Origin of the sequence: Chryseobacterium sp. LJ668 (assembly GCF_019613955.1) — a bacterium.
In the GTDB taxonomy this organism is placed as follows: Bacteria; Bacteroidota; Bacteroidia; order Flavobacteriales; family Weeksellaceae; genus Chryseobacterium.
Genome location: NZ_CP080443.1, coordinates 1,384,757 through 1,411,608, shown reverse-complemented (window position 1 = coordinate 1,411,608; position 26,852 = coordinate 1,384,757). Strand labels below are relative to the sequence as shown.

At 34.9% G+C, this 26,852-nt stretch carries 17 protein-coding genes and 3 tRNA genes; 9 read left to right on the top strand and 11 right to left on the bottom strand.

All coding sequences use genetic code 11. The features are described 5' to 3' along the window. Window positions 1-4 precede the first annotated feature (4 nt). The 3 genes from K0U91_RS06640 (at window position 5) to K0U91_RS06630 (ending at window position 6,668) form a co-directional block, all read left to right on the top strand. Window positions 5-3,058: a DNA polymerase III subunit alpha gene (locus tag K0U91_RS06640; RefSeq protein ID WP_220178846.1), complete on the top strand. Its 3,054-nt coding sequence runs from the start codon at window positions 5-7 to the stop codon at window positions 3,056-3,058. A 135-nt stretch (window positions 3,059-3,193) separates the two neighbouring features. Then, complete coding sequence (locus tag K0U91_RS06635; RefSeq protein WP_220178845.1) at window positions 3,194-4,189, top strand: AAA family ATPase; 996 nt, start codon at window positions 3,194-3,196, stop codon at window positions 4,187-4,189. Between the two features lie 7 nt (window positions 4,190-4,196). Beyond that, complete coding sequence (locus K0U91_RS06630; protein WP_220178844.1) at window positions 4,197-6,668, top strand: S8 family peptidase; 2,472 nt, start codon at window positions 4,197-4,199, stop codon at window positions 6,666-6,668. A gap of 157 nt (window positions 6,669-6,825) precedes the next feature. On the opposite strand, the gene K0U91_RS06625 is transcribed toward K0U91_RS06630, so the two are convergent. The 3 genes from K0U91_RS06625 to K0U91_RS06615 all read right to left on the bottom strand — a co-directional run bounded on the left by K0U91_RS06625 (window position 6,826) and on the right by K0U91_RS06615 (window position 7,081). Then, a tRNA-Leu gene (locus K0U91_RS06625) sits at window positions 6,826-6,909 on the bottom strand. Between the two features lie 6 nt (window positions 6,910-6,915). After that, a tRNA-Gly gene (locus tag K0U91_RS06620) sits at window positions 6,916-6,991 on the bottom strand. A gap of 8 nt (window positions 6,992-6,999) precedes the next feature. Further along, window positions 7,000-7,081, bottom strand: a tRNA-Leu gene (locus tag K0U91_RS06615). A 175-nt stretch (window positions 7,082-7,256) separates the two neighbouring features. Between K0U91_RS06615 and K0U91_RS06610 the strand changes: the two genes are divergently transcribed. Genes K0U91_RS06610 through K0U91_RS06600 form a run of 3 tightly spaced genes read left to right on the top strand, consistent with a single transcriptional unit; the run spans window position 7,257 to window position 9,220 of the window. Continuing rightward, window positions 7,257-7,640, top strand: a complete 384-nt coding sequence (locus tag K0U91_RS06610) for a DUF3127 domain-containing protein (RefSeq protein ID WP_219969830.1) — start codon at window positions 7,257-7,259, stop codon at window positions 7,638-7,640. Between the two features lie 55 nt (window positions 7,641-7,695). Then, window positions 7,696-8,349: a leucyl/phenylalanyl-tRNA--protein transferase gene (gene aat, locus K0U91_RS06605; RefSeq protein WP_220178843.1), complete on the top strand. Its 654-nt coding sequence runs from the start codon at window positions 7,696-7,698 to the stop codon at window positions 8,347-8,349. Then, the gene (locus K0U91_RS06600) at window positions 8,336-9,220 is read left to right on the top strand and encodes a DMT family transporter (RefSeq protein WP_219969832.1); all 885 of its coding nucleotides are present in this window, start codon (window positions 8,336-8,338) and stop codon (window positions 9,218-9,220) included. Before aat ends, K0U91_RS06600 begins: the two co-directional genes overlap by 14 nt. Before the next feature lie 83 nt (window positions 9,221-9,303). Here the strand turns inward: K0U91_RS06600 and K0U91_RS06595 are convergent, their stop codons facing one another. From K0U91_RS06595 to K0U91_RS06575, 5 genes are all read right to left on the bottom strand, one after another. Then, the gene (locus tag K0U91_RS06595) at window positions 9,304-10,683 is read right to left on the bottom strand and encodes a tetratricopeptide repeat protein (RefSeq protein WP_220178842.1); all 1,380 of its coding nucleotides are present in this window, start codon (window positions 10,681-10,683) and stop codon (window positions 9,304-9,306) included. Between the two features lie 126 nt (window positions 10,684-10,809). After that, window positions 10,810-12,192, bottom strand: a complete 1,383-nt coding sequence (gene glmM / locus K0U91_RS06590; protein WP_220178841.1) for a phosphoglucosamine mutase — start codon at window positions 12,190-12,192, stop codon at window positions 10,810-10,812. Between the two features lie 291 nt (window positions 12,193-12,483). Further along, window positions 12,484-14,517, bottom strand: a complete 2,034-nt coding sequence (gene feoB, locus K0U91_RS06585) for a ferrous iron transport protein B (protein ID WP_220178840.1) — start codon at window positions 14,515-14,517, stop codon at window positions 12,484-12,486. Continuing rightward, window positions 14,517-14,771: a FeoA family protein gene (locus K0U91_RS06580; RefSeq protein ID WP_220178839.1), complete on the bottom strand. Its 255-nt coding sequence runs from the start codon at window positions 14,769-14,771 to the stop codon at window positions 14,517-14,519. Before K0U91_RS06580 ends, feoB begins: the two co-directional genes overlap by 1 nt. 152 nt (window positions 14,772-14,923) lie before the next feature. Beyond that, window positions 14,924-15,841: a GLPGLI family protein gene (locus tag K0U91_RS06575; protein WP_220178838.1), complete on the bottom strand. Its 918-nt coding sequence runs from the start codon at window positions 15,839-15,841 to the stop codon at window positions 14,924-14,926. Between the two features lie 125 nt (window positions 15,842-15,966). On the opposite strand from K0U91_RS06575, the gene K0U91_RS06570 reads away from it, so the two are divergent. Further along, window positions 15,967-16,464 carry a DinB family protein gene (locus K0U91_RS06570; RefSeq protein ID WP_219969838.1) on the top strand — a complete coding sequence of 166 codons (498 nt, stop codon included), beginning with the start codon at window positions 15,967-15,969 and terminating at the stop codon, window positions 16,462-16,464. 58 nt (window positions 16,465-16,522) lie between these two features. Here the strand turns inward: K0U91_RS06570 and K0U91_RS06565 are convergent, their stop codons facing one another. Next, on the bottom strand, window positions 16,523-17,287 hold the full coding sequence (locus tag K0U91_RS06565) for an FkbM family methyltransferase (RefSeq protein ID WP_220178837.1): 765 nt from the start codon (window positions 17,285-17,287) through the stop codon (window positions 16,523-16,525). Between the two features lie 159 nt (window positions 17,288-17,446). Next, window positions 17,447-20,149, bottom strand: coding sequence for a hypothetical protein (locus K0U91_RS06560; RefSeq protein WP_220178836.1), 2,703 nt, complete (start codon window positions 20,147-20,149; stop codon window positions 17,447-17,449). A gap of 433 nt (window positions 20,150-20,582) precedes the next feature. Here K0U91_RS06560 and K0U91_RS06555 point away from each other — a divergent pair, with 433 nt between their 5' ends. Further along, complete coding sequence (locus tag K0U91_RS06555; RefSeq protein ID WP_219969841.1) at window positions 20,583-21,464, top strand: cupin-like domain-containing protein; 882 nt, start codon at window positions 20,583-20,585, stop codon at window positions 21,462-21,464. 77 nt (window positions 21,465-21,541) lie between these two features. On the opposite strand, the gene K0U91_RS06550 is transcribed toward K0U91_RS06555, so the two are convergent. Beyond that, window positions 21,542-21,853, bottom strand: coding sequence for a winged helix-turn-helix transcriptional regulator (locus K0U91_RS06550; RefSeq protein WP_220178835.1), 312 nt, complete (start codon window positions 21,851-21,853; stop codon window positions 21,542-21,544). Between the two features lie 186 nt (window positions 21,854-22,039). Between K0U91_RS06550 and K0U91_RS06545 the strand changes: the two genes are divergently transcribed. After that, window positions 22,040-26,818, top strand: coding sequence for a T9SS type A sorting domain-containing protein (locus K0U91_RS06545; protein ID WP_220178834.1), 4,779 nt, complete (start codon window positions 22,040-22,042; stop codon window positions 26,816-26,818). Window positions 26,819-26,852 lie beyond the last annotated feature (34 nt).

Sequence of the window (26,852 nt, the reverse complement as noted above, 5' to 3'; positions counted from 1 at the left end):
TATTATGTTTCTAAATTGTCATTCATATCACAGCCTGCGATATGGAACTATTTCTATCGAAGAATTGGTTCAGCAGGCACTAGAGTTCAAGCTTAAAGCATTAGCTTTAACCGACATCAACACCATTACCGGAATCTATGATTTTTACAATCTATGTAAAGAACATTCAATAAAACCTATTGTTGGAGTTGATGTCAGGGTACAAGATGAGCAATTATACATTTGCCTTGCAAAGAATCAAACAGCAATTGGTGAGATCAACAGAATGCTCACTGCTTACAATTGTGATGAGGTTGAAATTCCTAAACATAACCCAAAACTTAAGAACACCATCATTATTTACCCCATCCATAATATTCCAGAAGAACTTTCAGAAGATGAATACATTGGAATACGATCTGAAGAAATTAATCTTATCTTCAAACCTGAACTGAAAAAACTGGTTGGAAAAATGGTCATCTTACAACCTGTTACTTTTAAAACAAAGCAGGAATATAATCTGCACTGTATTCTCAGGGCTATAGATAACAATACACTTATCTCAATGCTTACCGAAAAAGACTGTTGTGGAAAAACGGAAACATTTTTACCGAAGAAGAAGATTTTGAAAGCGTTTGAAAATCTTCCGGAAATAATTGCCAATACAGCTAAATTGATTGAAAAGTGCAGTTTTAAATTTGATTTTTCAACACCTAAGAACAAAAGATTCTTTACTGACAGCCGTGAGAACGATTTTAAACTTCTTACAAAACTCGCGTACGAAGGTTTAGAAAAAAGATACTCCTGTGACAATGCTGAAGCTAAAGCGAGAGTAGAGAAAGAATTGGCGGTAATTGACGAATTAAAATTTAGCGGCTATTTTCTTATCACTTGGGATATCGTGCAGTACAGCAGCAAAATGGGATTTATGCATGTTGGCAGGGGAAGCGGTGCAAATTCTATTGTAAGCTACTGTTTAGGAATTACAGACATCTGTCCGTTGGAGCTTGATTTATATTTTGAAAGATTCCTGAATCTTAATAGGAAAACGCCACCGGATTTCGACATTGACTGGAGTTGGCAGACGAGAGACATCATCTTAGAATACATCTTTCAAAAATACGGTAAAGATCACGTTGCTTTTTGTGGAACAAATGTAGAATTTAAGTACCGTTCCATTTTCAGGGAAGTAGGAAAAGCTTTTGGTTTACCGAAAGAAGAACTTGATTCTCTTGCAACAAGACCTATGAGTGAGCATGATGATAATTCCGTATTCAGGTTTGTTCATAAATATGGAAAACTACTTGAAAAATTTCCTAATCAAAGAAGTATGCACTCTTGTGGTATTCTTATTTCTGAAGAACCAATCACAAATTTTACGGCTCTGGAAATGCCACCAAAAGGATTTCCCATTGTTCAGTTTGACATGCACGTTGCTGAAAATATAGGATTCGAAAAATTTGACATTCTCTCTCAAAGAGGGTTGGGGACAATCAAAGATACTGTTGATCTTATAAAAGAAAAAAAAGGGATTACAGTTGACATTAAAGATACAACGATCTCTAAAAATGAAGCAAGATGTAATGAATTCTTGAGCATCGGAAAAACAATTGGATGCTTTTATATCGAAAGTCCGGCGATGCGTGGTCTTCTAAGAAGATTAAAGTGTGAGAATTATAAAGTATTGGTTGCTGCATCATCGATCATCCGTCCGGGTGTAGCACAGAGTGGAATGATGAAAGAATACATTTTCAGGCATAATAATCCTACGAAATTTGAATACTTTCATGATGTTTTTAAAAAAGAGCTTGGAGAGACTTATGGAATTATGGTTTATCAGGAAGATGTAATTAAAATCGCTCTCCACTTCGGAGGTCTTTCCGCTCCTGATGGTGACGTTTTAAGAAGAGCTATGAGCGGAAAAGGACGGTCTTTGACAGCATTGCAAAAAGTAAAAGATCACTTCTTCGAATCCTGCAAGCAACTTGGACATCCTGAACAGCTTTCCAAAGAAGTGTACAGACAGATCGAATCTTTTGCCGGGTATTCTTTTTGTAAGGCTCATTCGGCTTCTTATGCGGTTGAAAGTTATCAGAGTTTATATCTCAAAGTTTATTATCCTATTGAGTTTATGGTGTGTGCTATTAATAATGGTGGTGGTTTCTATCGAACAGAAGTCTATGTACATGAAGCTAAAATGTCAGGGGCAATAATAAACAATCCTTGTGTAAACCGCAGTGAGTTTCAAACTACTGTTTATGATAAAGATGTTTATTTAGGATTGATGCACATCGAAAGTCTGGAAGTTCGTCTTGCTGAAATGATTCCTACTGAAAGAAAGAAAAATGGGGAATACACATCGCTAGAAAATTTAATAAAAAGAATCCCCATTGGTATTGAAACCATACAAACTTTGATCTTTGTTGGAGCATTCAGGTTTACAGGAAAACAAAAGCACGAATTACTTATACAAGCTAGATTTCTGCTGACTAATTCTAAGCCTGAATATAGGCATTTAACTTTGCTTGAAGAGCCACAACGGGAATACAAGCTTCCGGAAATAAAGAGACTTCCTTTTGAAGATGATTTTGACGAAATTGAAATTCTTGGTTTTCCGGTTTCCCATTCGCCTTTTGATCTTCTTCAAACTAAATACCGTGGTAGTGTGATGGCAAAGGATCTTGTAAAGCACCATAAACGGCAAGTTAAAATGTTGGCGTACTTAATCTCTCGAAAGCATGTGCCTACTAAACGAGGGACAATGTTTTTCGGAACATGGATTGATGCTGAAGGAGAATACTTCGATACAGCACATTTTCCCAACTGTTTAGAGCAATATCCTTTTCAGGGAGGTGGTTGTTATTTACTTCTCGGAACTGTGGAAGTTGATTTTCATTTTCCAACGATTACAATTCATAAGATGGCAAAGATGCCGTTTATTCCTGACCCTCGATATTCAATGGACAAGGAAAAATCTGGAGAAGCAGCAAGAAGCTTAAAGGAAGATGTAAGCATGACGTTTAGAAAACCTTATCCACAGGAACATGAAATTGGGCTACCTAGGCAAAAAATGCTTTAACAATATAGCTGCCAAATAATTTGGAAAATTAAATTAGAGTATTAGCGAAATTTTCACTAATATTATTTTTTATTTATGAATTTATTTATCAAGTACTTAAAGCTTATTTGTAATTTTGCAAAATAATAAAATCTAATGAATCAGGAATTACTAACACGACTTTTTAAAACTATCGAAGGAGACAAAAATACTTCTTTGATGAAAGTTGCATATAGTATTATTGAAGAAGAAAGGAAAAAAGGACATGTAAAATTAGCTGAAAAACTAAATTCTATTTTGATCACTAATCAATCAAAGATTGAATTTAACCAACCTGTCTTAAAGCTAGCAAAAGAAATTTACAAAGTACCCGTTGATAGACGCTATAAATTACCATTAGCTTCACATTTGGATCATGACAAACTGCGACATCAAATGATCTTAACACCGGATGTTGAAACCAAAATTTTACGAATTGAAAAAGAATATCTAGGCAGAGAAAGATTGGCGCATCACGGCTTGAAACCACGAAAAAAAATATTGCTTTATGGTTCTTCCGGTTGTGGTAAAAGTATGGCTGCCGAAAGAATTGCATGGGAATTAGGATTACCTTTTTATAAGGTACGATTCGATTCGATTATATCCTCATATTTAGGCGAATCTGCTTCAAATCTACAAAGTCTATTTGAAAGTATGGAAGATTACCCATGTGTTTTATTACTAGACGAATTTGACATAATTGGAAAGCAAAGAGATACTAAGTCAAATGATGTAGGTGAAATTCATAGAATTGTTAATATTCTTTTAGGACTTTTAGAAGAATATGATGGAGAAGGAATTCTTATTGCAACCACAAATCTAGAAGGGAGTTTAGACAAAGCACTTTTCAGGAGATTTGATGACTTTATAGAATTTCCAAGACCAACGGACAAAGAAATCATTGAATTGCTGAGGATGTCTTTTTCAGCACTAAATTTAAGTTCCGAAATAGATCTCAGTGAATATGCAACTAGCATGTTAGGCTTGTCTTATGCGATTATCGTGAAAATTGCTAATGATGCTGCTAAGAAAGCAGTCATAAACTCTCAAAAAGACATTTCGGTACAAGATTTAGACAATGCTTTGGAAGAGAACCTCGCCTTAAACAGATAAGATACAAATGAATAAATTCCCTCATCTAAAATTTTCGGAAAAGATAGTTGGTACAGCAAAATTTGATAGAAGTATAATTCCTATAAACCCTAAAACATTAAAAAATAAAAGTAATAGGAAAGAGTATAGTATAGAATTATTACGGAAAACAACCATTTTGAACAAGGAATGGACTGGGTACATTGTGCAGAGAGAAGAATTGAATCTTGCACCATTGGCAGCAGATGTTTTCCCTGTTTATCTGCAATTAAATCCCTCATTGTTTTCTGATGCAAATTTTGATTTACATAAATTTGGCATTGAAATTATATCCGAAGAAAATGACGGTTTTATAATTGGAGCATCCACTGATAGTCTAAGAAGTTTACAGGAAAAAATTTCACTTTTTTTCTCACAAGAAAGAGGTGGTGAAAAGATTGCCGAATTTTGGCAAATAATAACTGGAGATAGAAAAATTTGGAAACCTCAGCACATTCTAACTCCAGAGCTTCAGAAAAAATGGGAAACGATTAATGATGAAGAAATATACAAATTAGAAGTTTCTATCGCCTTCGATATGCCATTAGGTGCGATGCCTGATGCAACTAAGCATGGTGGTAAAAAAAGGTTAGCGAAGTACTACCAGCAATATGATGATAGGATGTTAAAGTATGATGAAAGAGAAGCACATTTTCTTAAATTCATACGTTTTTATAACGCCGAACTACACAGTGGATTGATTGATCTTGAGGATAGTTTTGGTTGCCATATCTCTCTCTCGGGAAGGGGATTGAAAGATCTTGTAATAAATTATCCTTTTGTTTTCGAAGTCGGAGAAATTGAATCAATTAATTCTGACTTAGGAATTGAAGCTAAAACATTGGATTGTAATGCGGAGATATTGCCACCAGAAGAAGATTCTCCTGAAATAGGCATTATTGATAGTGGTATTATGGAAGGACATAAATATTTAAGTTCAGCAATTAAGCCTGAAAATTCACGATCATATTTAACAAGTGATAGCTCTACAGCTGATAAAGTAAGTAGAGGGGGACATGGTACAAAAGTCGCTGGAGCAGCATTATATCCAAAAGGATTGTCTAATTTAACTTCTGAGTACAAATTACCATTTTTTGTACGTAACCTGAGAGTTCTCGATCATAACAATAATTTTGAACACCATTTCCCTGCGGAGTTAATGAAAAGAATTGTTGAAGAAAATGATGATTGTAAAATCTTTAATCTTTCGATTTCTTCGACAGCATCTTTCAGGACTAAACATATGAGCAATTGGGCGGCAATGCTTGATAAATTGATTTACGAAAGAAATGTATTATTTATTAATGCTGTTGGCAATATAAACTCACATGTAATAAAACACTATCTTTCTTTGAATAAATATCCATATCCACATTATTTAGAACGAAATTATTGTAGGCTTGCAAACCCTGCTCAAAGTAGCTTCTCCATTTCTGTAGGATCAATTAACCATCTTTCGTTAGACAATGTTGATTGGGCTTCAATAGGTAACGAAAATGAGGTCGCTCCTTACTCTCGAATAGGAACTGGCATTTGGGGACACATTAAGCCAGATGTTGTTGAATATGGTGGAGGGATGCAAGTATCTAAAAATGGTTTATTTACAATAAGTTATAAGGATACATCATCGGAGCTTTTGCGAACAACTACAGATGGAGGGAGTGCCTTTAATCAAGAGAGTGTCGGGACATCTTATGCCACGCCGAAGGTTACTCACATTGCTGCGGAACTTTCTAAACTGTATAAAGACGAAAATGTTAATTTAATAAGGGCTCTACTAGTACAGGGGGCAAGATTGCCAAATGACCATTTCTATAATCCTACTACCGTTAGCATAAAACATTTTGGTTACGGCATACCTTCACTAGAAAGAGTAACTAATAACACTGAACATAGAATAACATTATACAATACTAATTTTGTTAAAGCCAAGGAAGCACAAATTTATTCGCTAAAAATTCCTGCCGAGCTTCGAGATCCTGGAGATTCATATGATGTCTTATTAGAGATCACGTTAGGATTTACAGCCAAAAATAGAAGAACTAGGCAAAAGACTAAATCATATCTATCAACTTGGTTAGAATGGAAATGCTCAAATTTAAATGATACTTACGACGACTTTAGAAAGCGTACTTTAAGTGATTTTGTACATGATGGAGAATCAGATGAGAATTTTTCTAGTGAGGTAATACAATTCAAAATCCGAGAACAATCAAACTGGGGTGCAGTTAAAGATATTAATAGGAATCGAAGTTCTTTGCAAAAAGATTGGGCAATTATAAAGTCATATGAATTACCTGAAGAGATTCATATTGCTGTTTTAGGTCATCAGGGCTGGGATCTAGATAAGGAGGAGATTCCGTATGCCTTAACCGTTTCATTGGAGATATTAGGCTCTAATATTCCGATTTACGAACTGATTAGAATAGAAAATGAGATTGAAATAGAATCTGAGATATAATTGATTCTGCAACTTTTCTAGAATTTTAAAAATATCTAGATCCTTTAATCATACTTTTATGCTATTGAGGAAGCCAAGTAAAAATAAAATTACTGCACATTTACTGCACGCTAAAACAAAAAAGCCTGACAATCAAACGATTATCAGGCTTTTAAAGTACCCCAGACGGGACTTGAACCCGTACGTCCTTGCGGACACAGGATTTTAAGTCCTGCGTGTCTACCAGTTCCACCACCAGGGCATGGTGTGGAGCGAAAAACGGGACTCGAACCCGCGACCCCAACCTTGGCAAGGTTGTGCTCTACCAGCTGAGCTATTTTCGCATAATTTGTGCGGATGAAGGGACTCGAACCCCCACGCCTCACGGCACCAGATCCTAAGTCTGGCGTGGCTACCAATTACACCACATCCGCATTATTATTGAGTTTATTTTAAAGAACTTCTTTCGTTTTTGTGAGTGCAAATATAGGGCAATTATTTTTATTTGCAAGAGTTTTCAGGAAAAAAAATATTTTTTTGCAAAATTTATCTGCGAGGCATTTTTATTACATTTCAATTTACTACTTTTACAAAGTTAATATTTACGATATGGAATTACAAGGAACGGTAAAGAAAATCTCTGAAGTTCAAACATTTACAAGTGGTTTTCAGAAAAGAGAAATGGTTATTTTAACTCAGGAGCAGTATCCTCAGCCTATTAACATTGAGTTTTTATCTGATAAAATAAATTTACTGGATAATGTAACTGAAGGTGAAAATGTGAAGGTGGCAATCAACATAAGAGGAAGAGAATGGGTTTCACCACAGGGAGAAACCAAATACTTCAATTCTATTACAGGATGGAAAGTTGAAAAAGTTTTTGAAAACGCAACGGGTTCAGAACCTACTCAGGCTTCATCGCAGCAAGCAGCAACACCGGTTTCTAATGAGAATCCTTTTGCCGGAGACGATGACGATGATTTACCTTTTTAATTAAAGCATACAATCAAATACAATCCCGCTTTTTAAAGTGGGATTTTTTTCACCTATGATCCGATTAGACCCCAACGAAATCTCATTCCCCAATCCTCAGCATTACGACGGACATGAAGGCATAATTGCTTTCGGTGGAGATTTGTCTGTAGAAAGAATCTGGTTTGCATATCAGAACGGTATTTTTCCATGGTTTAATCCCGATGAGGAAATTCTTTGGTGGTGCCCGGATCCAAGATTTGTACTTTACCCGAATGACCTGAAAGTTTCCAAATCGATGAGAAAAATTTTAAAAAGCAATCTTTTTACTTTTACGGAAAATAAAAATTTCAGGGACGTTATCAAAAACTGTCGGGAAGTTGATCGAAAGGGGCAAGACGGTACATGGCTTTCTGATGAACTGATAGAATCGTTTGTTAAACTTCACGACTTTGGTTTTGCTAAAAGTATTGAGGTCTGGCAAAAAGACCAGTTGGTTGGTGGATTTTATGGCTTACTGGTTGGGAAAGTATTTTGCGGAGAAAGTATGTTTGCAAAAGTGAGCAATGCTTCAAAAGCAGGTTTTATCCATTTTGTAGAAACCCACAAAGATCAGCTTGCATTAATCGACTGCCAATCTCACACCGAGCATCTTGAAAGCTTAGGCGCTACCATGATTTCCAAAAAAAAATTTTTAAAAACTTTACACGAAAATAATGAACGCAGATAAAGAAAAGTGGATTCTTCTGGTTATTCTCAGCATCATTTGGGGATCATCATTTATTTTGATCAAAAAATCGCTGGATCATTTCACTCCCTATCAGGTCGGTGCACTAAGAGTTTTGATTGCCGGAATCATTTTGATGCCTATTGCCATTTCAAAATACAAGCTGTTTCCCAAAAAACATTTAAAATGGCTTATTTTGGCAGCGTTTACGGGTAACTTTATTCCGATGTTCTTATTTCCTATTGCTGAGACAGAAGTCAGCAGCAGCATTGCAGGAATTATCAATTCGATGATGCCCATTTTTGTCATTATCGTCGGAACATTATTCTGGAAATTTGAAACCACCAAAAGACAAATGACCGGCATTTTCATCAGCTTTACTGGGGTTTGTTTGCTTGCTTTCGGTGGCGGCGATGATTCAAAATTTAAAATATTTCCCATCCTACTTCTGCTTTTAGCCACGTTATGCTATGCGATCAGTACAACAACTGTAAAATCTAAACTGATGGATGTATCTTCAACAGTTTTGTCAGCTTTTGTATTTTCTTTTATCTTATTTCTCCCTTCACTTGTTTCTTTATTATCGACAGGTTTTGCTTCTACATTTACTTTTTCAAAAGAAAACATGATCGGATTGCTGTTTGTAAGCTTATTATCTGTTTTCGGAACCGGCTTGGCGATGATGATGAATTATCGGTTATTAAAAGTCTCTACTCCGCTTTTCGCATCGACCGTTACATTGCTAATGCCGATTGTTGCAATCATTTGGGGAATTTTAGATGGTGAAAAGCTGACGGTTTTACAATTTGCTGGCGCAAGTATTATTATTGCTGGGTTGATCTTTTTAAGAGCCAAAGCCGTTGCAAAAAAATAAATCCCACATTGCTGCAGGATTATTTATTTGATTTTAAATTTCTCTTATTTAAATATTTAAAATTTACGTTTCAGTTTTTCAGCTTAATTTTTTTTCTTCACTTTAGCTTTCACCTTTCTTACCTCATCTTTGATGTAAGGATATTTTTTCTGCATATCAGTAATTAATGACGGATCCAGTTTCAATGCTTTTTGCAATGATTCTGCGCCTTTGTTGCTATCTTTTAAATTAAAATAACAATTGCTCATCTGATAATACAATTCTGCACGGTTGTGGTGTTCTAAAGCAGCAATCAGAACACTTATAGATTCTTCATATTCACCTAAAAGCATCAAAACTTCTGTATAAGCATACCAATTATAAAATCTTGAAGGCTCTGCATCTACCAATTTTTTCAGGCAAGAAAGACTTTCCTCAAACTTTCCTGAATCAATGAATAAAAACGCCAGTCTTTTCTGATAATCCAGGTTGCTGTCATTCAACAATGTAGCTTCTTTTGCAAAATGCAGCGCTTCCGGCATTCCACCCATTTCTTCATATAAGTAAGACTGCTCCATCATTGCCAGATAAAACTGAGGATCTTCCCGTAGTGATTTCTGAAAATAACTTAATGCTATTGTAGGCTGCTTTAAAGCTTTATAGCACAATCCTATTTTATAAAACGTAAATGCTTTTGTATATTCCAGCTCAAGCATTTCTTCATAAATTTCGACTGCTTTTTTGTACTGATTCAGGGCTTCATAACAGGCGGCTTTACTTGCATAAACACCGACAGCGCTGGAATTAATTGCTAACAGATAATCAAACCCTTTAATGGCTTCTTCATAGTTTTTCCTGTTAAAATAAAACTGTCCGTATTCGCTCCAAGCCACCTCTGAATATGCAAAATTATCGAGATAATCGTTCAGAAAAACTATTGCTTCCTCGCTCTTATTCAGATCACTAAAGCAGATCATCGCATTTTCCAGGGAATATTCATCCGTAGGATCATCTTTTAATGCCTGCTGATAATGTTTAAGAGCGTTAAAAGGATCTCCTAAATTGACATATTCGTCTGCAATAAAATTATTAAGAAAGTTTTCTTCCTCATTTAATTCTAAAGCTTTCTTACAGATGTCAATTGCTTTTTTAGGATTTCCTAAATTCGAATAATACTTTGCGTAGCATACCAAAAAGTCTGTATTCTCCATAGAAGAACCTTTTAACTCATCGATCATTTCCTTCGCTGTATTATAATCTTCCCATTCTAAGAGTACCTCAAGTTTTTTTATCTTGATATCCAAAGAATTGGGATGAAGCTTGAGACCATAAGTTACCGCCATATCGGCGTAATTAAAATCTCCCAGCTCCAGATAATAGACAATGATATCATCTAATTCTTCTGTATCGAAGTAGAATTCATCATTATTCTCCATCATTTCCTCGAACTTTTTTACAAGTTCATTTCCAAAATATTCTTCCAATATAAAAAGAGTTTTAAGATTTAAGACCAGAGATATGAGATGTACAAATACTCGTTTCTGAAAATCTTATTACTTTAAAGTTAATAATAATTACGATTAAAATGATGAAAAGAGATGTTAAATTTTTTAAATAAAACTTCTGATTTTTGCAATCATATCATCACCTAATCTGTCGGCTTCTTCCTGAGATTTTGCCTCCGTATAAATCCTGATAATAGGTTCTGTGTTTGATTTTCTTAAGTGAACCCAGTTGTCTTCAAAATCTATCTTTACGCCGTCTACCGTAGAAACCTCTTCATTTTGATATTCTTTTTCCATTTTAGTTAAAAGATCATCCACATTTATTTCAGGAGTCAGTTCAATTTTCTTTTTCCCCATAAAATAACCAGGGTAGTCGGCTCTCAATTCTGAGACCGTTTTGTTTTCTTTAGCCAAATGTGTTAAAAACAAGGCTACACCCACCAAAGAATCTCTTCCGTAATGAAGTTCAGGATAGATAATTCCACCGTTCCCTTCACCACCGATTATGGCATTTTTTTCTTTCATTAAATTTACCACATTCACTTCTCCTACCGCACTGGCAAAATATTCTGAATTATGTGTTTTCGCAACATCTCTCAAAGCACGGCTCGATGAGAGATTTGAAATCGCCACTCCATTTTTGTTCTTCAGCAAATAATCTGCAACGGCAACTAACGTATATTCTTCACCAAACATTTCTCCGTTTTCGTCTACCAGAGCCAATCTGTCAACATCCGGATCTACTACAACACCAAAATCTGCTTTTTCTTTGATAACCAATTCGCAGATGTCTCCTAAATGCTCTTTCAAAGGCTCAGGATTGTGCGGGAACTGTCCGTTGGGTTCGCAGTACAATTTTATTGTTTCGCAGCCTAATTTATCTAGAAGCATAGGAATTGCAATTCCGCCTGTAGAATTTACGGCATCTAAAACGATTTTATAGTTTTTGGCTTTAATCGCTTCTACGTCCACCATCGGCAAATCAAGAATCTGCTGAATATGAATATCAAAAGCATCATCTCTTGTTTCGTATTTTCCTAAGTTATCCACTTCGGCATAATCGAAATCTTCATTTTCGGCCAATGCTAAAACCTCGGCACCGTTTTCCCCGTTGATAAATTCACCCTTTTCGTTTAACAATTTCAATGCATTCCATTGTTTTGGATTGTGAGACGCTGTTAAAATAATTCCACCATCAGCATTTAATTCAGGAACCATAATCTCGACAGTTGGTGTGGTAGAAAGCCCTAAATCTACAACGTGAATTCCCAAACCTTGCAAAGTTGCGCAAACCAGAGAATTGACCATTGAACCCGAGATTCTTGCATCACGACCGATAATTAAGGTTAAATCCTTTTTATTTTTATTATTCTGAAGCCATGTTCCGAAAGCTGATGCAAATTTTACAACATCAAGCGGTGTCAAGTTATCATTTACTTTTCCGCCAATCGTTCCTCTGATTCCGGAGATACTTTTTATTAATGACATACTATTAAAAATGTTTTTGCAAAAATACGAATAAAACAAAGATTGAATAATGAAATATGCTTAACGTTAGTAAGTTATTGTTTTGTGTAAAAGAAGCTATTCTAATTTTGTCAAAGGTTTTTAACTATGGCAAAGTGCTAAGAGCAACCGCAATCTTTATCGCAATCCGATCTTTTAGAATCGAATTTCTTCGGTGCAAAATTTTTCCTGATCAATCTAAATAAAGAATAACAGGCAAAAAGCACCAAAAGTGCGACAATTATGTATTGAAAAATTAACGAAGAATCCATTTTATTTTAAAACTTGATACACTATCATCGACACAAAATATGCCAAACCGGTCATCATGACCATTTGAAAGCCGGTCCATTTCCAGCTTTTTGTTTCCCTATAAACCACTGCAACAGTAGAAATACACTGCATAGCGAATGCATAAAACAAAAGTATTGAAATACCCGTTGCAAAACTGAATACTTTTTCTCCGTTTGGTTTTACATCCTTTCTCATTTTATCGATTACTTTTCCTTCCGGCGCGTCATCATCCAAACTATACAAGGTAGACATCGTTCCTACGAAAACCTCTCTTGCCACAAAGCTTGTGAGAATTCCCACGCCCATTTTCCAGTCATAACCCAAAGGTGCAATGGCCGGTTCAATTGCTTTCCCCATTTTAGCAAGGTAAGAATGGTCAAGCTCTACATTGGTAGCAACCATTTCCTGTGGATTTTGTTTTGGACCGAAATAACTTAAAAACCAAATAATGATGCTTACAATAAAAATAATCTTTCCGGCTCCTGTAATAAAATCCCAGACTTTACCCAAAACCATTTTCAGATCATAGCCAAAAAGCGGTTTTTTGTAAGTTGGCAAATCCATAACTAAATAAGTTTTGCCTTTATTTTTGATGAAACCTTTTAGAATTGCTGCTGAAAGTAGCGCTACAAAAAAACCTAAAAGATACATCGCCAAAAGGACTAAAGCTTTGTACTGAATCCCAAAGAATGTTTTATCTGAAATAATCAACCCGATGATAATGCTGTATACAGGAAGCCTTGCCGAGCACGTCATAAAAGGTGTCACCAAAATCGTCAGCAATCTTTCTCTGAAATTCTCGATATTTCTTGTTGAAATCACTGCGGGAATTGCACAGGCCGTTCCTGAAACCAAAGGCACAATACTTTTTCCATTCAATCCAAACGGACGTAAAAACCTGTCCATCAGGAAAATAACTCTTGCCATATATCCCGAATCTTCCAAAAGATAAAGAAAATATAATAAAATACCTATCTGTGGTGCAAAAATGATGATTCCGCCTAATCCGGGTACGATTCCGTCAGAAATCAGTGAATTGATCGGGCCTTCCGGTAAATTTTCTTTACTAAATGCTGAAAGCCAGGCGAAAAACTCATCGATCCAGTTCATCGGATATTCGGCAATAAAAAAAACGCTGTTGAAAATGATCAGCAAAATTCCAATAAAAACAAGGTAGCCTAAAATCGGATGAACGAGAACTTTATCTAATTTTTCTGTTAATAATTCTTTGAACTGAGGTTTTTTAGAAATTACATTAGCTAAAATCTTATCAATATTCTGATATCTCCTTACTACTTCCTGAACCTGCAATCTTTTCGGCACTAAGCTTTTAGCTTCGGAATTATAAATTAAGTCTGCTGCGGAATCTAATTTATTTAAATCCGCTCCTGTCGAAAGACTCATCCAGGCTTTATATTCGTTATCAAACTGATTGTACAAAGAAACTTTATTTAAAAAGTCTTTATGCTCAGCAGGAATTTCAAATGAAGGTTTATGTATTTTAGCAAAATCATTATTTAAAACAGCTTCCTGAATTGCTTCGATTCCTAACTGCTCTTTTGCATTCGTCTGGATAATTTTGATATTCAATGCTTTGGAAAACTTTCCGATATCGATGCTGATTCCTCTTCTTTCTGCCTGATCGACCTGATTAATGACCAAAATCATCGGCACTCCCAGATCCTGAATCTGCTGGAATAAAAGCAATCCTCTTTTTAAGCTCAATGCTTCTAAAATATAAACGACCCCGGCAAAATCTTTTTGACCTTCCAGAAGGAATTTAGAAAAAATTGCCTCATCTTCTGAACTTGGATAAATGCTGTATGATCCCGGGAGATCTACCACCTCCACCTCTTCGTTTTTATACGTATAAGTTCCGGAATGGCTAGAAACGGTAACACCTGCATAGTTCCCGGTTTTCTGTTTTTTGTTGCAAAGTGCGTTAAAAACCGTTGACTTTCCTACATTGGGATTCCCGACTAAAAGTATCTGTTTTTTATTATTTCCCTGCATTAATTCCAGTCTTCTACCATAATATACTCTCCTTCTTCCTTCCGCAAGGCAATGCGGCTTTTTTCATCGCCAAATTCTACATACAAAGGACCATTGAAAGGAGCCTGATACAGAATTCTGAAAACAGTTTCAGGTAGAAGCCCCATTTCTATTATTTTATTGGGCATTTTCAGATGATCATTATCATAGCCCAAAATTTTCCCAAGTCTATTCTTAGGAAATCTGCTTAATGTTTGTAAATAGTTATCTTTCAATACCTATAATTTTGTATCTGCAAAGATACTCTATTTAAATTTAATCTAAATAAGTATGGTTTTAGAGATTTATAGAAACTATCATAAACAATAAACCCAGACAAATTGCTGCATCTGGGTTTATTTCAATATAGTCGAGTTAAATATGAATGTTACTTTTTGTTTTTCTCTACTCCTACTTTTTCAAGTTTACCTACACTTACCTGTGCAGTTTTTTCTATCGGGTTATCATTAGAGTTGAAAAAATCTTTCGCTATTTTTTCTTGTTTTTTCATCATTTCACCAATTGTAATATCAGATCCCGGCATTTTCATACTAGACATTTCCGGCGTAATTCTCTGGCGAAACTCACCCATAGGATCTTTTTTGAAAGTTGCGTACGCTTTTTCAAATTTTTCTTTCGTAGTTGGTGTTACTGTATTTGACATTCCGTACTTGGCATTAATCTGCTCAGAGTAAGACAACTCCGCGTAGTCGGCAATTTTCTTGTTTCCGCTAAGCTTCCACGAGTAATGTTTATCGGTATCTTCAATTTTAACAATCAATCCCGGAAGTCCATAAAACTTGTATGGCCCATCCTGAAACGGAATATCTGTGCTGAACCATGCATTCCAAGTTCGTCCACCAAATTCTGTCGTTGCTTTTTGAGTATTATATTCACCCACTTTCTCTTTTTCTGGAAGAATGTTCCACTTAAATTTAATATCATCCTCATAACCAAACATATTCATACTTATTCTGTCAACATACTGCTGCTTCATTTCAGGATATGTTTTAATAATCTTATACGAGAATTTTGGCATTCTTATCATCTTCGACATGTCTTTCCAAGACTTCGTTTTTTCCATCTCTTCTACTGCAATTTTAATAATAGAATCTTGTGCAGGAACAGTATAATCCTGATAAATCGACTTTTTGCCTGTAATATCTAATATTGAAATCACCTTATCGATTTTTGTAGAATCTTTTTTAGGTTTGAAAGTCAGTTCATAAAAGAATCTGTTTGCACTTTCCTGTGCATTAGCAATTGTAAAAACTGCGATAAATAATATTGAAAATAAATTTTTCATTTTTAATAACGTTTACATAATTAGTTAGCTGTTCTATAATTTTGTTACAGAATTTTTTAATTAATATTTCTTTCATTTATATTTTCTAAAGTTTTAAATTTAAATAACCTAAAAAACAAATATGTATGGACACTTTAAAACAACTCAGAGACGAACTGGAAGCCGAATATCAGACAACAAAAAGGTTTTTTGAAATTTATCCTGAAGATAAAAATGATTATTCTCCGCATCCAAAAAGCATGAAAATGGCACATCTTGTTACTCACATTGCAGAAATTTTTGGCTGGGCAGGATTTATGCTCAACAGTTCAGAGCTTGATTTTGCGAAGAACGATTTGAGGCCAAAACTTCTCACTACTAAAGAAGATCTTCTTAAAGTATTTGAAGAAAACTATCTGGCGAGCAAAGAAGCATTAAATAAAGCCAATGAAGAAGATCTTAATCCGAGCTGGGCATTAAAAAATGATGGTCATACTTTAGCTTCATGGACTAAATATGGAGCTATACGGCACAGCTTAAGTCAAATAACTCATCACAGAGCTCAGCTTGGTGTTTATTACAGATTGAATGATATTGACCTCCCCGGAAGTTATGGCCCGACAGCAGATTTGCAAAGCTTTTAGTTTTAAAAACAGAAAACCAACCTCATTGAGATTGGTTTTTTAATTTAAATCTTAAAAATTATTTAAAAGAAAGATTTTCTACCACCAGGTTTTCTCCGCTTACAAAGAGACGGTAATGGGGCCAAGTTTTATTCAAAGCTTCAAAAAACGTCCTTGAAGAGTCTTTTTGCATAGAATCGTGAAGCTCAACAATCAACATCTTTACTTTTGGCAACCAATCTTCATAATTTTTGGAGAATACTTCTTTTTCGCTGCCTTCTATATCCATTTTTAATAAATCTATTCTGTCAAAATTATTTTCTTTAAAAATAGTGTTAATACAAATTGCCTCAATTTTACCATTTTCATTATCCTCTACCACCTGAATCCCCCATTTTGCAACATCTTCGTCAAGAATTTTTAATCTAACGTCATTACTCCAAAGCCCTTTATTCAATACTTTAATATTCGGATAGTTTTGAAGGTTCTTTTTTGCCATCAGAAAATTATCCGGATCTGGCTCAATGGTTATAATTTCTGCGTCGGGAAAGGTATTCTTCATCAAAACTGTAAAAAGCCCCACGTTGCCTCCTGCATCAATGATAATCTTCGGACTTTTATAAAAATTCGGGTCATATTGTTTTTCTATAAAGACCTGATTAAAAACGTCTAAATCAGATTTTTCATTTATTCGAAGATGAACCGGATGTTTTACACCATAAATGTGTATGTTATCCCAGTTTGAAGATGATAGTTTATTAAAAATTTTATATCCTTCTTTGAATCCATATTCATTATAATAGGGTAAAAATTTTTTAATTTTATGGTATAAATTTTTTCTCATCTATTGAATTTTTTGCTAAAATAATACAATTTTTCCTTTTTAAACCTTTTAAGTAAATTTACATGTGCACTACGATTAATTTTATGATAATTGCCTTTATTGATATCACAAAAAAACCAACCTCATCGAGATTGGTTTTTAATTTTATTTGTGTCTTGTTTATTTAAAATTGAATTTTACAGTGAACATGACTTGGCTTGGGCGAAGTAAAACTCTGGTGTATGTAATATTTGTTGTATTAATATCATACGTTTCGAATACTTTTTTGTTTGCTATATTCATCCATTTCAATTCAAAATCAATTTTCTTTTTTGACCAGGTGAATTGGTATGAAAGATCATAAAATCCGTTATTGTATTTTTGGCTGGCTGCATTTGTATTTACCTGATCCCAGCTAAAACCTAAAGTGTGATTTTCTAAAGGATAGAAAAACGCAGCCAAATTATGATTAAATCCTGATCTGGAATTTTCACTATTCAGTTGAGATACAAAACTTGTGTTTTTCTGATTGGTTCTAGAAAAGTTTAAAGTATAATCGATACTCATCCAAGAAAAATAGGTGTTATTAAATTTAACTCCTACGGATTGTGAGTTATTTTTACTTTTATATTCATCCGAGTTTAGATAAGCATCTTGCGTAGAGGTATTGTTACTATAGCTTACTGATGCATTGGTTTTAAATTTAGGGAAATACTTTCCTATTTCAGCGCTATAACCACTGTTTGTAGTATTGTTTTCTTGTTCCAGATATTCAATTACGGTATAACCTGCCGCGTTTCTTGTCGGAGAAGAAATAAGGTTACGTCTATTATCCGATAAACGGTAGTTTACGTTAAAAAACAAATTATTCAATGGGTTTCTGTATTCTAATCTTGCGCCTGCTGACTTTGTATTGTTTTCCGGTATTGGATTTTCGGCTGCCATTGCATTTAATCCGCTCGGTGAAGTCATCAGATATCCTGAATAAGCCGTATTTACTTCTCCAAAATTATTGCTGATGTTTCCATTCAAAGATGCTTTGAAGAATGATGCAAAGCTATACTGAGCAAAAAGATTAGGCTCAAAAGTCACTTTATTGACAGATTTTGAAACATTTCTTAAAGGATCTTCAGCCTGTATAATATTTGAATTTACCGGAACATTTGCGTACAACATCCAAGAATCACTTTTAAAATTAATTCCTACACTCGCATATGGTGTTGCTGTAGTATATTTAAGATCATTGTCAAAATCAAACCCATATCCGAAAGCTTCACCATCCTGATAATTCGTAAGAGCAGATCTTAGATTGGTCATTTTATAATTGAAACCTAATTCTGGTGTAAAGGTCCATCCCTTCGTAGAAAAACCAATATTTGCAGAGTGATTAGCCTCAAAAGTTTTCAACTGTAGATTTTGTCTCACTGATTCTGCAGCACCTCCGGGATTAAATCCTGGTATATTAAGATATGTTGCAGGTGTAATATCTAATTTCTGACTGTCGTTCTGATAACTTACAAATGAAAGCACATTCACCATTTTTTCTTTCCACGGAATGATTGTGCTCAATGAGTTCTGAAAAGAAGAAGTTGGAGATTCAATAGCCTGACTTCCGTTTCTGTTTGCAATAGGATCTGTTCTGTCAACTACAGCTCTGTCAGCATTCCAGAATTGTGAAAAACTGGTGGTGTTTTTGAAGAAGCCTTTTTTTGCATTTTTAGTAAAAATCAATTCACCTTTTACCTTATCGGTATAAAAGTTATTAAGAATATTCGTAGTTACCCTAGATGCAGGAATATCCGATGTTGCGAAGAAGTCTGTCTGGCTGTACGCTTCTCTTTCAACGGCATTATTTGTATAATTTGCACTAGCTTTTAGCTCCCACTCTTTCTTCGCATCAATATTAGTCAAATAGTTTGCTGACAAGTAATGTACATTATTAAATAAATATCTCCTAACAGGCAGATTTGGGCTCATTGCATTTTCTACATTCAGCCAGTCATTTTGAGAAGCATTGACTCTTCTTCCTTCATACCTGCTTCCAAATCCTAAAATATTCCCTTCATTTTCTACTTGCTCACCTACATTATTTGTTTTGTAATTAACGACCCACTGGCTTTTCTGACCAAAAAACATCGGTGTTAATTTTACATTCCAAAGCCACGGGTCTCCAAAACCGGTTCCTACTTCACCTCGACCTGTCATGGTCACAGAATTTTTCAGCTTGATGTTGATTGCTGCTGCATCTGAAGGTATTTTACCCTGAAGCATTTTTACCGGCTGGTGATTTTCTAGAACTTCAACTTTTTGTACAGCATCTTTTGGAAGCGAGTTGTTGATGGTACCGTAACCGCCTTCCATTAAATCTTTGCCGTTGACGTAAAATTTGTTGATTGCATTTCCCTGATAAAGAATTGAGCCATCTGCATTGACTTCAATTCCGGGAATTTTTTTCATAACATCTGCTAAAGTCCGGTCGTTCTTGCTGTCGAATGCTTTCAAATCGTAAGCTATGGTATCGCCTCTAGCGGTAATCATTTTGGTTTTCAGCTGAACTTCTTTTATTTCTGTTGCTTCAGACTGTAATTGGAATGTCATTGTCTGATCAATATTGCTGATTTGTTTTGTTAAAGGCTTCTGATTAAAAGCTTTCACCTTCAGATCAACAAAAGATTCTGCAGAAGTAAACGTTATTTTATATTCTCCTTTAGAATTTGTAATTCCGTATGCAAGGATAGCATCTTTTCCTGGTTCTTCAACCGTTACACTTGCGCTTGGAATCGCAATGCCGTCTTCATCAGTAATTTTACCCGAAATTGTTTTCTGAGAGAAAGCAATTATAGAGAAAAAAACCATGAGAAATAAGGAGATTTTATTTTTCATATACAATGTTTATTTTTTTAAGGTCTTATGACTCGAAAATGATGTTGGTATTTTACCAATCACACAGATTCGTTGTTTATTATTTGATTAATTAGTAATGGCTCTTTGGTTTTTGTTACACTTAGTTAAAGATGATTTTTATCAAGAAAAGTTAAAGCATTATTTTATCACTACAAAATTAGTTATATTTTTTATTTAATTATATTACTCTTTTATTTTGGATACATTTTTAAATATAAAATATATACATCCGTAAGATCACAGGTAATAAAAAACAATTAAAATTCTATTAATGACGTCGTAAAATATTAAATTTTGAACAACGCTCACCTTTAGCGATTAAATAGTCATAAAGACAATAGATTAAAAAAATCTTAAATCATTTGTGGTTATTATTTATTTAATAATTTTGTAACATAAAAAATTATACATAATGGGGGTTATTCTAAGACCTATAGATATTGTTGATGATATTGGCAAAGAAGAGTTTTTCGAAAAATATCTTAAACCGAGAAGACCGGTAGTGATAAAAAATATGGCTAAAAAATGGCCAGCCTATCAAAAATGGACGATGGAATATGTGAAAGAGGTGGTGGGTGACATTACAGTTCCTTTGTATGACAGCGCTAAAGCCGACCCCGCTGCGCCCATCAATGCGCCAACAACAGAAATGAAATTCGCAGATTACATAGATCTTATTCAGCGGGAACCTACTGATCTTAGAATTTTCTTTTTCGATCCAATAAAGCACGCTTCAAAACTGCTTGACGAATATATTCCGCCAAAAGAACTGATGGGAGGCTTTTTGGATAAATATCCGGGAATGTTTTTCGGTGGTAAGGGATCTGTCACATTTTTACATTACGATATCGATTTAGCTCATATTTTCCATACTCATTTTAACGGAAGAAAGCATGTGCTGCTTTTTGAGCAGAAATGGAGAGACCGATTATATAAATTACCTTATGCAACGTATGCTTTGGAAGATTTTGATATCGAAAACCCTGATTTTGAAAAATTTCCTGCCCTAAATGGGATCGAAGGAATAGAATGCTTTCTTGAGCATGGCGACACTCTATTTATGCCGACCGGATGGTGGCACTGGATGAAATATCTTGACGGAAGCTTCTCTATTTCGCTTCGCGCATGGGATAAATCCTGGGCAGTGAAAGCAAACTCTTTGTGGAATCTGACAGTTCAGAGAAATTTTGACAATTTTATGAAAGGTCGCTACAAAAAAAGATATATGGACTGGAAGGAGAAAAAAGCAGTTGAAAGAGCTCATTATGCTCTGAAAAAAGGTTTGCCTAAATAATAACAAAATACGCTTCAAAATTGGAGCGTATTTTTTTAGGACAAATATTTTGCATACAATAATCGGGATATTACTTTTTATAAGAACTGTTCCAATTTCTCAAAAATAGGTGCTATTGATTTGCCTTTTTCTGTAAGGTGATATTCTATATGCAATGGCTTATTTTTAATTACAACTTTTTTTAATATTTCTGCTTCTGTCAAATCTCTTAATGCGATGGCTAAAGATTGTTTATTCGCACCTTCTATTTCACGCAAAAGAGTGTTAAACCGAAGGAAAGACTTGGTAGCCAGAAGAAAAATTTCTGGTTTCAATTTACCTGAAAACAGCTTCAGAAAGCTTTGTACCGGGCAAATATGAGACTTATCATTTGTGTTTTTAATAATCATATTTTTTTTACTTATTGTAAAGTTATTCTAAAAAAATCATATTTGTATGAATTTTTTTTACAAAAAACAAAGAAACAATTAACTTAAAAACACATTAATGAAATGGAAAAGAAATATTTTTTAAAGTTTCTGTTTTTATTTTTGGGTCTCATGTATAACCCTATATATTCTCAAAATATAGTGGATATGGACCCGAATATTGAAATTACCCAAACAGTAAACCAGAAAGGAGCTGTTGTGATAAAAGGTAATTTTAGCAAACCTGTAACCTCTGATCATGTAGTTCTTATAATCAAGTACAAAAACGACTTGGGAAATTGGATTTCCGTATGGCACAGAACATTTATTGCCGCTAATGAATTTAGTCAAATTTTGACCGCAACTTTTGAATTACCTGCTTCTAGTGTTGGTATACAAAATATTAAAATTGAATTAAGTTCTAATTCCAGCCTTTCAAACTGGCAGTCTATTATTTGGCAAAAAACGGTAGCTCATTACAAACAATCGGATTATACCACAGGAAAATGTCAATTAGACGAAAATGAATATACTTATTTGTTTACACCAAAAACAAGCGGAACCGTTGTGTTGAATCCGGACGGAACTGTACAAAGCGTGAAAGACAGAGTAACATCTCTGCAATTACCCAAAAAGCTAGACAATATTGCTTTATCAATCAATGCCAACGGTACATTAGACAATTCAAACCCCGAAGCACCTGTTATCAATATCGAAAACCCTAATAATCTTGCAACTATAGCAAGTTCTCAAAAATTTATTTATCAGGGAAGCGATACAAGTCCATGGGAATATTCTTATCATGATCCTGTTTATATGTTTGCAGGTAAATTTTCAAGTGCCGGTTTTTTCATCAATTTCAGTAACTGGTTTTTGCCTCCAGAAGAAGGAGGAGAAGATTGGGGAAGAGGTTATTTAGATTTTAAAAATCCGAATGCTTTAGTCAATAGATATTATAACCTTTACAATTATATCAATGAAAAATTGACTGATGTAATCACAAATCAGGAACCTGTAGTAATTATTATCAGTAAAGTAACAGGTTTAAGGATATATAAGGCTAATGGAAGCTATGTTACCATTAATGCCTTAAGTAATTATAATACCACGAATGATTACGGTTATCCTCCTTTGTATGATAAAGACAGAGGACCAGGATCTGAAAACTTCTTTCTGAGCAACACTTCAAAAGCATCTATATATGGAGTCGGAGCTATCAGAAACAGGCAAGTCACTCCAGGTTGGAACGGAACTTCGCGACCTTTAGCAGAGATAGAAACAGAAATTAATAAATTTATTAATTATGTAGGTATTTTTGGCAATACAATTAATCCCGATACAGCGGCCTGTATCACAATTAATCCGGGAGCACAGCCCGATGCTGTTGATTGGACAAAAGCGCCTAACAGTTATATTTTCACAGGCAAAGACAAGAATGGCAACAATGTAGACGGACTATATATTCCTGTGAAAAAAGCCTACGAAATGTGGAAAAACGGAGGCGAATTCATGCGAAATGATAATGGAAATTACACTCCTATTCCATCCGGAGCTGCTACAGCGGGACTGTACTGGGAAGATGAAGTAGGATTAGTAAAATCGGTGGCATTAGAGGGAACAGGTGAAAATGCAAAGATAAAAGTGCTTGTAAATAAATTGAAGGAAGGAAATGCTGTGATTTCATATAGAATAAATAGTATTATATATTGGACATGGCACATTTGGGCTACAGATGATCCCACTAACGGCAGTACCTATCATCATGGCTTTGAAAAAGATAAGGACGGAAATGTTGTAGCTAATTGGAAATGGATGGACAGAAACCTTGGAGCAACAAATGTAAATTTTGTAGGAAATGATTGGCATAAATCCGCAGGATTGCAATACCAATGGGGAAGAAAAGATCCAATCCCTTCATTTTCTCACAAGGATTTAGACACTTATGGAATTAGTGGGGAGGTAAATTTAAAGCCAACCGATTCCGATTTTAGAAATAAATTTTTAAGAATAAGAGGGAATAAATACTCTGCACAGCTCAACACCGGTACTGATACACCAAACGGGAATATAAGATTTTCAATACATAATCCTATTAATATTATTACCACTCCCATATATGTAGCAACAAAAGGTCAACCTTTGTTAAACGATGGTGAAGATTTTTTAAAGCAAAGAGACGATAACAGTTGGATGCCTCTTGTAAGTATGACTACATGGTTCTCAAAAAACAAGTATAAAGTATATAATCCGCCATATCGTGAGAATATTGTTGCATGGGATTTGTGGGGAGATACACGTAGTGGATTCTATTCGGACATTGATGATTCGAAGGCAGCAATTGCTAATCAAAGCAGTCGTTATGCTTTAAAATCGCCATATGATCCGTGTCCATGCAATTGGAGAGTTCCTTCCAAATATTTTTCTGGAGGAAGAAACTCTAGTACAGCAATGCCTAATCAGAATAGATACAGCCCATGGGGAAAACATACAGGAGAAACTGTAGAGCCCGAATTTAAACCAGATGTTTTAAATACCGACTATCCTAATATTAAAATATATCCTCAATTCGGGTTTGACTTTTCAGCTGTTCCTGGTATGAACTTAGGTAAGTTTCCAATCAATGGAAATTATGAAGCGTATCCAAATAATACCTCTCCTACAAGGAATGGCACCGGTTGGGCAACTCCAGAGCTTGCATATCAAGACTCTAGTGCAGATGGAGGATTATTTACCTCAACATTTACTACTGCTACGGAAGTTATTGATGGACAACGTTATCCGACATTTGGTGCAAACGGTTTATTACTATATTCAGACCCTTTAAGTTATCATACTTCTATAGGATGGAATAGTTTTAGAGAAACTGCTTATGGATATCCAAGCACAGGTGTACGTTGTATATATGATCCAAATAGTGCATCAACTCCGCAGGAATTTGAAACGGAATACATTACTTCATCTTCAGAACTTTATTCGCTTGATCTTTTAAAATCGTGGACAAAATTACCAAATAGTTATGTAGAATATACTAATCCTGCTTTAGTAACACCAAATCCCAACGGAAACAGTATAGATACAAACAAAGATAATGACAGAATTATTGAGATTCCTTTGAAGAAGGCATATGCAATGAATAAACTTTATTTAAACACAGATTTTTCTTTCCCTGCAGAAAGTACTAAGTCTTCATCTGTTGTTTGGACAAGCAATACAAGTTTAATTCAAAAAATGGAGATTATAGATGGTTCTATTGAAACTGCCTTACTAAAAATCACTCTTAATCAAAATCAAATAGGAAATGCGGTAGTTGCTTTCCATGTAGGAAGTGGTGCTTGGTCCAATGGTAAACATAATGACCCAGTAGTCTGGAGTTGGCACATTTGGGCGCCTAAATCTGTAATAACAGCCTATTCTGTTGATCCTGAAACTATTGACAATGGAGGAATAAAACCAGCAAATGAACAGTTTTTAAATCCTACCACAAGTGGATACGGAGCACCTATGAAGACTACTTTTATGGATCGGGACTTAGGAGCCAGAATGCCATTTATCAACGAACATTTTTTCGGTTTTGACAATGCAACCTTTACAGGTCCATTGGGGTCATACAATAATAATAACCCGTCTGCTGTAGCAAGATTAGAGCAAATAAGGGATAGTGGAGGATTGCATTTTCAATGGGGAAGGAAGGATCCATTACCAGTATTCTACAACCCAGGGATTTTTTACAATTATTTCATCAACAATGGGAGACCATTCAATATCTATTATGTTTATAGACAGAAGTCGGCAACACCAGCTACAGGTCTTATGACAGCAGCTTTATACACCGCCAATATGACAGAAACTGAATATTTAAATTCAAATACTCAATCTTTTGCAACATATTCTGCCGCTGCAAATGTATCAGCATCTGATTCAAAAATAGACAAATTGAAAAAAGTATTAAAGTATTCGGTTTCCAATCCATTCAACTTTTTATATCAGACTGACACAGCAAAATTTGACTGGTTATCTGAAGAAAATGGAAATATGCCGGAGAGATGGGGACATGCCTCCGAGAAATCACCATATGACCCTTGTCCTGCTGGTTGGAGAATTGTAGATGTTCATAGTTTATCTTTAGGTGCCGTTTTAGGAAATCTTATTTCGAAAGGAAACACACCTTGGTTCTATAATGCCAAATTTACAAATGCATATGGAATGGATCCAGGTAATATGAATGCAATGGTAAGTAATGAGCCATTTGACATGACTAAAATGAAATATCCCGGTAGTTTTGTTTACGGAAATGCATCTGGATACGGATCATTCAGATATGGATTCGTATTGAATAAGCCTAACTTTAATATCGGTTTGTTTCCAAATAATGGAATCAGAGGATTAAATGGAGGAAATACTTTGGACGCAACAAAAGGGGGAAGCAATCCTACCTTTATGAAATCCGGAATCTGGACAGCTGCCAATCACGGAAGTGGAAATTCTTTTGGTATGTTTTTCAACGCTGATGTATCATCTACTACACAAAGTGAATCCAGCCTATATTTTTTAACCCCTTCATATGTATTCAAGCCACAAGCAGCCATGTCTTGCCGTTGCGCAAAAATAGAATATGACGCAAATGGTAATGAGATCGGAAGGTACAATCCTGATGCGATCCCGGTACCTCCAAATGCAAATAGAAAAGCAAGCAATACATTGGATAAAACAGAAGTAAAAGAAAGAGCAGAAAAATTAACAGTTTTCCCTAATCCTGTAAAAGATATTCTGCATATTGATGCAAAAGATGATAAAGATTACTATTATCAGATTTATAATATGTCTGGTCAGCTTGTAAAGGAAGGAAAATTTGACAGCAAACAAACCAATGTTTCTTCTTTAGTCAGTGGAGTTTACTTAATTCGAATAAATAATTCTGAAACTATTGTTAAAATAATAAAACAATAGCCTTATTTCAGTATTAGAATAAATAAATTTAACC